Here is a 12,377-nt window from a genome sequence, read left to right as displayed (position 1 = left end):
CTAAAGTCTTTCGACTAACCAATTTTTAAATTCGTAAAAGTTTTGTGGTGCTACACCATGGCCTACTGGAAATTCAGAATAGGTATTTTTGATGCCCATTGAATTAAGGTATTCTGGTGTTTTTCTAGCCCATTCTACAGGTATTACTTGATCTGCGCTACCATGAGAGCAGTAAAAATCCAGATGGCGATAAGCGTCGTTAGATTGTTGTTCTCCTAACATGTCTTCACTGATATAACCACTTAAAGCAATGATGTTTTTAACTTTTTCAGGATAGGTCAAGGCAACCGCATAACTCAATATAGTTCCTTGGCTGAAACCTAATAAGGTGACATTGTTTTTATCTACAGGATAAGCATTGCAGGCTTCATCTATAAAATCAGCTATAGCATCTCGAGATCCAATGGCTTGTTCAACATCGTTCCATTTGTTTTGGCTTGCATCAAAATTGATAGCATACCATGCATTTCCGAAGGGTTGCATAGCATAAGGAGCTCTCAGGGAAATGATAAATAGTTCTTCTGGAAGTTCTTGAGCAAATGAAAATAAATCATTTTCATCACTGCCATAGCCATGACACATGATAAGCAATGGTGCGTTTTCCTTCAATGAAGAAGGTTTCTTAATGTGAAAGAGCGTAGAATTCATAATGATGCAAATAACTTTTGGAAGAATGGTCCTAATATAGGTACCACATTCATTTTTTTAGTGGCTGCTCCTAAAATTCCATAGATAAACAAAACGATGAAAAATATCCAAAACGAAATGGTAACCATCCAACTGTCAAAGGCTCCTATAAATGACCCTAAAAAAAGTTGTAACAACCAAAGACCCAAAGCTTGTCTAATGTGAAACGAGACTAACGGGTTTTGTTTGTCCTTATTCATAAAGAAAGCGACTAATGTGCCGATAAGGGTTATGTAAGCCACTATGGCTAAGGAATCATTATTTGAGGCTTCAGACATGCTGTTCTAATTTGATAGTAAGATTTTATTATTGGCAATAATTCCATATACTTTTCCGTGTAGTTCGGTTCCTTCAAATATGGAATTTTTAGATCTTGAATGTATGTTTCCTTTAGAGAATACATACGAACCGGTCGGATTGAAAAGGGTTAAATCGGCTTTATTTCCCACAGAAATTGGTATAGATTCAATACCGAAGCGGTCTTTGTTTCTTGTCAATACTTCAACCGTCTTTTTTAACGTGAAAATGGATAGTAATGCACCAAAGGCTGATTCTAAACCAATGGTTCCATTTTTGGCACGATCAAATTCAATTTTTTTGTCTTCTATATCAATCGGATTATGGTCACTTGTTACCATATCAATGGTTCCATCCTTAACGGCAGAAATCAATGCTTCTACATCATTTTTGGTTCGTAGAGGAGGTAAGACCTTAAAATTGGTATTGAAAGTTTTTAAATGGTCATCAGTAAAAAAAAGATTATGTATAGCAACACTGCAGGTCACGTCTAATTTCTTTTGTTTTGCCGCTCTTATCAATTCTACAGATTTAGCGGTTGAGATGGTTGGTATATGAAGTTTACCTTCTGTGTATTCCAAAATAAACAAATCCCTAGCAACTTGAAGTTCTTCGGCTAAGGCAGGATTTCCTTTAAGTCCAAGATACGTACTGGTTACATTTTCATTCATCACGCCAAGTCCGCTAATTTTAGATTCTTGAGGAAAGGAGCAAACCAATCCGCCAAAATTACTTGCATATTGCAAGGCAAGTTTCATGAGATTTGGATTGGAAATGGGTTTTTGGTAATCGTAAAACGCGACCGCACCAGCATTTTTCATATCGAAAAGTTCGGCTAAATCTAAGCCCTCACTTTTACAAGTTAAGGCACCAATAGGATAGAGGTTGACAATATTTTTTTCTGCTTTTGATTTCATAAAGGAAATGTCAGCATTGGTGTCAACGACAGGATGTGTATTGGCATTAACCGCTACTGCTGTAAATCCTGAATACGCAGCTGTTTTAAGACCGTTTTCAATGGTTTCGCGTTCTTCATAGCCAGGTTCTCCAAAACAGACACTACTATCAAACCAGCCTTGTGATACATGAAGTTCATCAAGTTGGATTTCTTTGTAGTTGTTTGGATTACTGATGCGTTTAGAAATGTTTGAAATGACGCCCTTTTCAATTAGGATATCAACCGTCTGATTGTGGAAATCGCTTTTGGAGTCTACAATTGTGGCCGATTTTAAAAGTAAATTCATTTCAGGTATTTTAGAATGAGCATTTCAATACATAAAAAAGCTAGTGCAAAAATAACAAACCATTTCCATAGCTCGTTAACATTCGTTGCACTTTTTATTTCACTGAGTGTTTTGGAAACTGTATCATAAGATGTTACGCCTTCAAAATTGGAAATATCATAATAGTTGAGATTGCTCTCCTCTCTATTGTAATTAAAGCTCAAATGCTTTAGAAAAGTTGCTTTGTTTTGAACCGAAGCAATCCCAGAAACTTTCGGGTAATCACTTACAGTAAGTCTTACCTTATTTGTAAATGTCTGTTGTAAAGGAATCACAGAATTATCATTATAAACCAAAGTCAGAATATCATCCTGTTGAAGCGAGGTTGAAATGTCAATTTTGTTCTCTTCACCAATAGTGTAATAAAGTTGTGGCACCTTCAGACTTTGTTTCCCAATATTATAAATCACAGGAACAATTAAAGGTGAATTTTTAAAGTTGGAATTTACGTCATTTAAAGGCGCGGTAAATCGATAGGTGTTTTGTGATTCAGATAAAAAAGTGGAACCATCTTCAAAATCAAGAATTGAAGTATCAGAATGACTATTGGTTCTGTAAAATGAATTGACTTTTGGATATTGGAAATTCTGTACTTGCTTATCAAATACGTTTGTCAATAATGGATGGGAAAAGTTGATAGCAGTGATCTTCTTTTCTTGATTTACTAGCGTATTAAAATTTGATAAATAATAATTGTTAAAAAATTGATTATAAGAATTTAAGCTAATATTAATTGAAGGAATAATTAAAATGTTGCCACCATCTTTTGAGAACGCATTAAGTGCTGTATTTAAGGCTACGGGTATGTTTTCAAGTTCATTAAGTACGATTAAGTTTTGGTCGTCGATTAGATTGTAATTGAGCGTGTTAAAACTTGAAGAGGTGTAGATAAATTCATCTTCTGTAAAGATCTTTTTCAAAAACGTATCTTCATTTTCATTTATAACTAGAACTTTTATTTTTTCAGGTTTATCAATATTGAAAAAAAGTTCATTGTCATACTGTAGGTTTGGATCATCAATACTCACTTTACCATTGAACATAACATTTGCTGGTATTGTAAATACACTTTTAGCTTCAGAACCAATACTCACAGCACTTTTCGCTATGAGATTTTCATCATTGAATAATGATACTGGTAAAGTTTCAATCTCTTCTCCTTGATTTTTAATGAGAACAGTGAGCTCTAAGTTTTCAATAGTCGATTTAGAAATATAAATACTGTCGATACTAATGTTGCTTCTATTTTCAGGTTGCAACTTAACGAGTTTTAGAGATATAGTACTGTCTGTTGGAAAACCAAGATTGCCACTTTTTTGCTGAAAATCAGATATTAAAACCAAATTCTTTACTGAGCTTTGATCATCAGAAAACATGTTTTGACCTTTTAAAACCGTAGCATTATAATCTAATTGCTTTGAAGCGTATCCCAATTGTATCAGATCGTTTTTTATGGCTTTGATGCTGGTCTTCTTAAAACTCACATCATTGGTAAAAATGGAAATGCTTTCATTTTCATCAATATTTTCGATCAATTCCTGTACAGCTTTATTCAGTAAGGATCCGTTGTTGCCTTGAGCTTGCATACTATAAGAATTATCAAGATAGATAACGGTTTCGCTTTTGGTATTAAAACTTTCAGAATTGGAGATATAGGGTTGTGCAAAAGCTAAAATAATTGCAGTAAGCATCAGTAGACGTGTCAGTAATGTAAGCCATTTCTTTAATTGGGAACTTTTTCGGGTTTGTATGGTAAGTTCTTTTAGAAATTTTACATTCGTAAATGCAACTTTTTTAAATTTTCTAAGTTGGAATAAATGAACAATAATCGGAATGATAAGCAGGAGTAGAGCGTAAAGAATTTCAGGGTGTTTAAACTGCATTCCGAATGAGTGATTTTTATGGCAACGATTTCAAGCTCAAATATAGAAAATGAAAAATGATTAGTAGCTTTTGCTTTTGAGAAATTTAACGTTTGTTACTAACGTTTTAAGGTGAAATGGCCTGTAAATGTTCGTCCATCAGAAAATTTAGCCACATACCAATAATCATCACTAGGTAAGGCTTGTCCGTTTAGTTTGCCTGTCCAACCTTCACTTGTGTTTGTGAGCTGTTTGAGCAATTTTCCGTAGCGATTAAAGATACTGATTTCAATACCTAAGTTTATGCTTGAGTGCCTTCCGAAGATATGCCAGGTGTCATTGAAGCCATCTCCATTAGGTGTGAAAAATTTTGGAAAACCCAAAACTGAAAATTCTTTTTCAACAACACCACAATTATTAAGGTCTCTTACATAAACTGTGTGAACGCCAGGAGGTACGTTATTGAACACATTGCTTTCTTGGTAAACCGTACCAAAAACATCCAAAGCGTATTCATAAACGCCTTCTCCTGTAACTTCTATAACCACTGCGTTGTCTCTATAACCTTCATTTACGATGTTGATAGTATTTATTGAAGCTATATTTGAAGCCGTAACAGTGATGTTTCTGCTTGAGGAGCAGCCATTAGGATGGGTAACAATTACCGAATAATTTCCTGGCGTATTGATATCGATGAAACTTGTATCGATTCCTGTTGGTGAGCCGTTCAGAAGCCATTCGTAATAATAATTGTTAGGAAAATCGTTTAAAACACCACCTGTTAAAGTAATGGTTTCGGGAAACGAGTTTAAGCAATAAATAAGAAACTCATCGTCTTCAAGAATTGGTGTATAAAGCACTTCTAGGTCAATAGCAGCAATGGAGTAGCATTGGTTATTGGCTTCAACCTTGACATAAATGGTTTGGTTGTAAGGTATTGTGTTATTGTAAACTTGATTTAAAGGATTTATATCCAAAAATGCATCTGATTCCGATTCATAAAAATTGATGCTACTGCCATTTGGAACTTGGTTTTCAATGGTTGTAAAAGTTTCGGCTAAATCAAAAGTTGTCAAGCCATCTATAATAGTATCATCACAAGCATAAACTGTTGGTATGTTGAGGCTGTTATTGGATATCTGTAATTCGATTTCGGCTATATCAAAACAACGAAACTGATTCTCAACTCTTGCAAAAACTGTTTGGAAAGAGGTCGTGTTTTCAAAAAAATTAGCACCTGCAATGGCATTTGCATCTTGAATGGCATCGGCTTCATTGAGATAAAAATCCGTAATATAAATGGCATTGTTATTATTGGTCACACTACTTTCAGCATCAAAGAGATTATAGAATGTTAATCCGTCTTGATTTTGATCACATTCTATTAAAATAGTATCAAAAACCGTAAAACTCTCATTATATTCAATGATAATTTCGCCATAAGAGATACAGCCATTGCTTAGTGTGACCTCAACATTGTAAGTTCCAGCTTCAGTTACAGTATATGTGGAATTGGTTTCACCAGTTAATTCCAGTTCGTCTTTAAACCATTTGAAACTCTGGCTATTTGGCTGACTGGCATCCAAATCTAAATTTTCATAATGGCATAAAGCATTGTCGGTAGAAAGTAAGCGATTCGGACCTAAATCGGTAGACAGTTGAAAGCTATTGGCTTCAAGAAATACTGCAGAATCATATCTGAAATTTTGTTCATCGGCAATAACGAGCTTGACATGATAGGTTTGATTGGGAACAACATCAGCGGTTGCTGTCAGTACTTTTGTTTGTCCGTTGAAATTGATTGGTGCGCTAGAATTGTTCCAGCTTTCGAAATAAAATTCATTTTGAGCTTCGCAGCCATTTGGAATTTCAGGATGTACAGTAGTTACTTTTACAGGAGTTTGTGTATCGGGAACTAGTGCGATGTTAGTGTATTCCTGTTCATTGATTGGTCGTATTAAAAAGCCAAATAAGTCCGAAAACTCACAGGTGTTGGGATTATTTTCTTGATATTCTTCCGAAGCAAAGATGTATCTAAAACTGATTTGAGTCGCGACCGATGTGAAATCAAACTCGATAATCGTGGCATTGAGCGTATTGCTTTCATTTAGGGCAATCTCTAAATCATTATCGCCAATCCAATCTGGCGCATTATCGTCGCTCAAAGAAGTGTTTGGGCCAGGCACATTGCCCAAACGGCCAGTACTCAATACAATTCCACTTTGAAAAGGAAAAGAGGTGCCTGTGGCATCAAAATATCCATAGCTCTGGTCAGAGTTGTTGAAATCGCCACCCACGACGTTGGTTACCGATACGTTTTCAATGCAATTGCTATCGATAAGAATATCCTCAATTAATTGTTGGGCAGAAAAAGTTTGGCTATCTACCTGAATGTTTTGAGCATCAAGAGATAGACAAGTTATAAAACAAATAGCTAATATAAGTTGTCTCATTTGCAATTTTTCCGATTGCAAAGATACGTATAGTTAAGGTGTAAATTATCAAAAAAGTGTTAATTCAGAAGTCTTGGAAGCCTACAGACGTAATGTGAAGTGACCTTTGATTTCAAAGGATTCGTTTCCTTTTTTAATTTTAGCGATGTACCAATAATCAGATGCTGGCATAAGATTGCCATTGTAGTATCCATTCCAACCTGGTGTACTTGAGGTCAAGGTTTTAATGAGCTTTCCGTAGCGATCAAAAATATAGATGATGGTTCCGGGTAAATTTTCTACACCTGTAATATGCCATGTATCGAAATGACCATCGTTATTAGGTGTCATAAATTTAGGAGCATCAATCACTACAATGGTTTCTGTAATAAAATCACAACCATTTTGATCATAGATTGTCAAGGTGTGGTAACCTATTCCCACATTTGTAAAAACATTGGAGAACTGTGGTTCTCCGTCATCCAGTTGATATAGGTAATTACCAATTCCTTCAACGGTAACAATAACATTGTTTGGATCTGAAAAGTCAATGCTTTCGGTGACAACAATACTTGCCGATTCAGACTCGGAGACTTCAAAGAATTCAGTTGTTTGGCATCCTTCAGGCGTCGTTACAGTTACGGAGTAGTTGCCGATTTGCGTGATTTCTATCTCAGGTGTTGTTTCACCATTAGACCACAGATAAGAATCGCCCTCAATGTAAGTTTCTACACTTACTACCAATGGAAGGTCATCTAAACATAAGGTCTGGTTATCGATATGGACTTCCGGCTTTGGGTTTATAATTGTTTGGAATGCTGTAAGCGCATAACAATTAGAATTATTACTTTCAACACGAATAAAAATAGTTTCATTGTTACTGGCTAGATAAGAATCTTCTAGATCGTCTATGCCATCAATAGCAGAGGTAATGTTGTTGTGATAGCTAATAGAAAAGAGGTTTGAATTCTGATTTCCAAGAACAGAGGAATCTTGAATCGAAAAATCAAAATTGTAAAAACCGTCATAATCATCATCACAGGTTATTAGATCATTTACAGGATTTGCAACTGGTATCGGATTGACTAACAATGTAAATTCATGGATGTAAAAGCAATGGGTTGTTGTGAATGAGATACGAGCAAAAATCGTATCACTCATCGTTTGATATGCATAATTACTATTTAGCGCATTTGTTTGGTTGAGGGCATCAATTTCTGTAGCATAATAACTGACTATAACATTATTGGTTTGTACTAAAAGTTCAGTGGTTATGTCGTTTAAGTCAATGGCATTCACATTGGTTTCACAAACTTCTATATTTTCTAACGGATCTATCTCTGGTGGAAGATAGGCTTGAAGTTCCAATGGGACATAGGTGAAACAATTTGCTACAGAATTATAAACTTTGATAAAAACAGTTTGATGGTTGAAAAGGTTGGTGTAATTTTCAGGTGTACTGATGGCATTTGAATCGCTTAATAAATCTTCAATAGTTTCAAAATAGGAAATGCTGTTATCGGGATTGATAGTTTCAAAAAGTTCTGCTTCAGCAAGAGTTAAATCAAAGGTTGTGATCCCATCATAATCTGAATCACAGTTTGCCAAAAATGTAGGAACTTCTGGGTGCTCTAAAACAATAAGATTGAATTGAGTCAAACTATAGCATCCTGTAGTATTGTTTTCAACACGAACATAAATTGTTTCGTCTTGTTGTCCTATATGAGTGCTATTCAAAGGATTCACACCAGCCTCAGCAAAGGCTTCTGAAGCATGATAACTAAAAGTGAAAACATTCGGATTCTGATTGCCCAATACAGCACTTTCAACCAATGATAAATTGAATTCAGTAATTTGATCATTCGAACTGTCATCACAAGCTTGCAAGTCATCTGGCTGATTTGCTATAGGCCAAGGATTTACGATAAGTTGAAAAGAATACACATAGAAGCATCCTGTTGTTTGCGACTCAACTCTTGTGTAAATCGTATCATTTGTAGTTGTATAGGTGTAATCTGAGCTCAAAGGATTATTGTTGTCTTGAGCATCAGTAAATGTTTCAAAATAGTTGAGGATAACGTCAGAGGTGTCGTCAACCACAACAGCATTGATTTCATTCAAATCAAAGTAGCTTGAGTTGTTCTCACAAATGTCATAAGTATTGAAATCATTAATTGGAGGAGGTAAATTAACACTAAGGTTAATAGGTGTCAAACTGTAGCAATTAGAGATAGTGTTAAGGATTTTTAAATAGACGGTTTGTGGATTTGATAAGTTGGTGTAATTCTCAGGATCTGCTATCAAGCCCGAATTAGAATCAGCGCTTTCAACCGATTCATGATAGCTAAGACTAATATCATCAATCCTAACATCCAATACTTCGGTTTCAATAACAGTCAGATCAAAATTGGTTAAACCATCATAATCCGTATCGCACATAACGATGTCAGGTGCTGGATTGGCTTCTGGTACTTGAACGATATTCAATTCAAAATCAGCAATAGAATAGCATACTGTTCCATTTTCAATTCTAGCATAGATTTGCTGTGGATTTACAGTATTGGTATATTCAAGAGGAATTTCATTAGTATTGGCATCGGCATCCTCAAAGCTCAAATGAAATGAGATATCAAGATTTTCAGAAATGCCATTGCTTATTTCGGTCACTTTACCGTTAAGGTCAAAGGTGTCTATACCATCATTAGACGAATCGTCACAAACCGTAATATCTGTTGGTGGATTAAAAGTAGGATACTGGGTGACACTTATAACAAAAGGCTCAATTCCAAAGCAATCAATGTCTGTTACGTTTTCAATCCTTACATATACAGTTTGTGGGTTCGATAAATTTTGATAAGCAGAATTTTTATCTATGATATTGGTTCTATCAATCGCATCTTGAGCCGTTTCAAAATAAAGCGCTTCTTTTCCAGGTTGCCCATTAATGATTTCCTCATCCTTTAGATTGAAGAAAAAATCATTGATTTCATCACCATCACTTTCACAGGTTATGAATTCTGATATTGGAATAAAGACAGGCAAGGTGTTTACGATAACATCAAACTCGACGATACTGTGACAGGTGGTTATCAAGCTTTCAACCCTTACAAAGATTGTTTGGGTTGAGGTGCTGTAGCTATTCGGAGTGGTAATGGTATTGTCATTAGTATTGGCGTCTTCAAAACTGGTATGAAATGAAAAGATCAAATCTGTAGTCTCAGTTACGATTTCTGGGATGCGACTTTCTAAATCAACAATTGAAATGGCATCTTGATCATTATCACAAATAATAATATCTGAAGGTTCAGACACTACTGGAGGATCGATAACAGTAATTTCTAGAGCTGCCACATCAAAACAACTTGTTTGTGAATTGGTAACTCTTGTGTAAACCGTTAGCGGATTGGTCGTGTTAAAATAGGTAGGAGGAAGTTGGTTGTCATTATTGATGGCATCTTCTTCAGTTAGATAATACCTTACATTTGGGAAATCGACACCAGTACTTACGTATTCGTTGAAGGTTGCTAATTCTATACCTGTTAAACCATCGAAATCAGTATCGCAATATTCTACAGGATCTAAGTTAATAAGTTCAAATGCAGGATGGATAACCAAATCGATGTCAATATAAGTTTCACAACTTGGAGAATCAATAGCTATAGCAGATACATAAAGTGTTGTTACAATAGATGTAGCTGTAAAAGGTATCCCGGTATTTAAAGCGTTAATATTGTTATCACGATCTGACTCTGTTTCATAAAAACTAAGCTCATATCCTTGATAGTTGTCCAAAATGGCAATTTTCACTAGGTTTAAATTGAAATCAGCTATGCCATCGTTTGTAATATCGTCACAAATGCCATAATTAGTAGTGTCAAAACCTGTTAATACAACATTGGTGTGTAATTCTATTGGAGCAATTGATGTACATCCTGTGACATTATCGGTAACCCTTATGTAGACCATTTGAAAATCTGGTGTGATATTTTGGTAGGCGGTTGGGTTCATAATTGGGTTGATGTTATCTTGAGCATCCATTTGTGTCTCATGATAACTTACGGTTACATTATTCAAGCCTTGTAAAACATCGCCTAGAACTGAAGTGATATCAAAAATTTCAAATCCATCACCATCTGTTTCACATGCGGTAATCCACTGAGTTTCCGGATTGAGTTCTGGATTGTTTAAAATGGTTATTTGTATGGAACTGATTCCTACACAACCTGTATTATTGTCAACGACCCGAATGTAAACAGTACTTATTTGATCAAGAAAAGTGAACGTGTCTCCAGTAATAGGATTGACATACATTTCAGCTTGATTTTGTGTATAGTGAAAACTGACTGTTAGATTGGGATTTGATTCTAAAATTATTTCTTCAGCAAGCGTCAAATCTATTTGTGTATTTTCATCAGTGGCATCTTCACATAAAGAAATGTCTGGTGGATTATCATATATAGGATAATTATTGACAACCAAATCAAATGATGTATATGCTAAACATCCTGTATCAGTATCAACAATTCGCACATAAATTGTTTGAGGATTTGAAACGTTTTCATATGGTGTATTAATGACAGCGGTTTGATTTAGCGCACCTTCACTTGTTAGGTGATAAGAAATATTATAGTTGCCTTCAGGAACTGAATCCAAGGCATCGATATCTTTTGTAGATAAGTCAAAAATTTCAACACCATCATTGCTTGAGTCATCACAAAGAGTGAAATCAGGAATGATGTCAGCACTCTGAACAGAGCTTAAGTTAACAACTACCTCATCGCTAATAGTACAAGAAGAATTGTTTATTTGAAGATTGACAACCACACTATATGTTCCTGATACAGAAGTTTGGAATAGTGGATTTGTGGCACCAGGCAGTAAGGTTCCGTTCAGGTACCATTGATAAGTTGCGGTGTTGTTTTGCACATTGGCATTAAGCAAGGTCGTTTGTGCACAAATGTCAATATCTGGACCAAGATCAACAGCAGCAATGGTACTTGTGTTTTCAATTAAAACAGCAGAATCATAGTTTTGATCAGTTTGATCTGCAATGATTAGTTTGATATGGTATAATTCATAAGGTATGATACTTGCCCTAGCGGTCAAAACAGACGTTCTTCCATTAAAGTTGGTATCGCCAATATTATATCCTTCGAAATACTGTTCGTTTTCAGGTGGACAGAATCCAACAATTTCTTGTCGGATGGAAGTTGTATTTACAGGAGTTGAGGTTCCAGGTACAAGCGCAATGTTGGTGTAAGGATCACTCGTACCAGCTTTCTTAATAAGAAAAGCAAATCCGTCTGAATATTGACAAGGAAAGTTGGAATAGTATTCTTCGGAAGCTAAAACATAATTGAATGCAATTTGATTAGTAGCTGAAATAAAATCAAATTCAATAGACGTTGCATTAAGGGTTCCGGTCAAGCCAAGCGTTGTTTCTAAATCGGCATCGGTAGTCCAACTAGTCGATCCATCGTTGAGCGTTGATGTGTTTTCGGTATTTCCGCTAGAGTAGATGCTTCCTGTAGATAAAATGACACCATCAGTAAAAGGGAAGTTAGAATCAGCTCTATCGAATGTGCCATAACTGTTTATTCCTACAACTTGACCGTTTATTGAAGACGACACATTTGAAATCTCAACACAGCCTTGCCCAAAATTAGCTTGAATCATAGCTTCTAGGGAAGAGGTCTGAGTCGTTATTTGTTGTCCAGTAAGTTTGTAAACTACACTAAAGAATAGAGCAATCCACAACCACTTTATATTCTTCATTACTAGGTTAGTTATAAAAAGCTAAGCAACACTAGTAGATT

6 protein-coding genes are annotated in these 12,377 nt (G+C 35.4%); all 6 read right to left on the bottom strand.

Annotation, left to right across the window (positions count from 1 at the left end; all coding sequences use genetic code 11):
* Positions 1–648 carry an alpha/beta hydrolase gene (locus AB9K26_RS10770; RefSeq protein ID WP_369972560.1) on the bottom strand — a complete coding sequence of 216 codons (648 nt, stop codon included), beginning with the start codon at positions 646–648 and terminating at the stop codon, positions 1–3.
* A complete protein-coding gene (locus tag AB9K26_RS10765; protein WP_369972559.1) occupies positions 645–965 on the bottom strand; it encodes a hypothetical protein in 321 nt (106 codons plus the stop codon). The genes AB9K26_RS10770 and AB9K26_RS10765 overlap by 4 nt, the downstream gene beginning before the upstream one ends.
* Positions 966–971: 6 nt before the next feature.
* Positions 972–2,228 (bottom strand): dihydroorotase family protein, encoded by a 1,257-nt coding sequence (locus AB9K26_RS10760; RefSeq protein WP_369972558.1) that lies wholly within the window; start codon positions 2,226–2,228, stop codon positions 972–974.
* Entirely contained in the window at positions 2,225–4,150 is a 1,926-nt protein-coding gene (locus AB9K26_RS10755; RefSeq protein WP_369972557.1) for a BatA domain-containing protein, read from the bottom strand. Before AB9K26_RS10755 ends, AB9K26_RS10760 begins: the two co-directional genes overlap by 4 nt.
* 98 nt (positions 4,151–4,248) lie before the next feature.
* Positions 4,249–6,582, bottom strand: a complete 2,334-nt coding sequence (locus AB9K26_RS10750; RefSeq protein WP_369972556.1) for a choice-of-anchor L domain-containing protein — start codon at positions 6,580–6,582, stop codon at positions 4,249–4,251.
* Between the two features lie 81 nt (positions 6,583–6,663).
* Positions 6,664–12,336 (bottom strand): choice-of-anchor L domain-containing protein, encoded by a 5,673-nt coding sequence (locus AB9K26_RS10745; RefSeq protein ID WP_369972555.1) that lies wholly within the window; start codon positions 12,334–12,336, stop codon positions 6,664–6,666.
* Positions 12,337–12,377 lie beyond the last annotated feature (41 nt).

This window comes from Psychroserpens sp. XS_ASV72 (assembly GCF_041224425.1).
Classification (GTDB): Bacteria; Bacteroidota; Bacteroidia; order Flavobacteriales; family Flavobacteriaceae; genus Psychroserpens.
The sequence above is the reverse complement of the archived record's forward strand: the minus strand, read 5'-3'. Positions and strand labels throughout refer to the sequence as shown.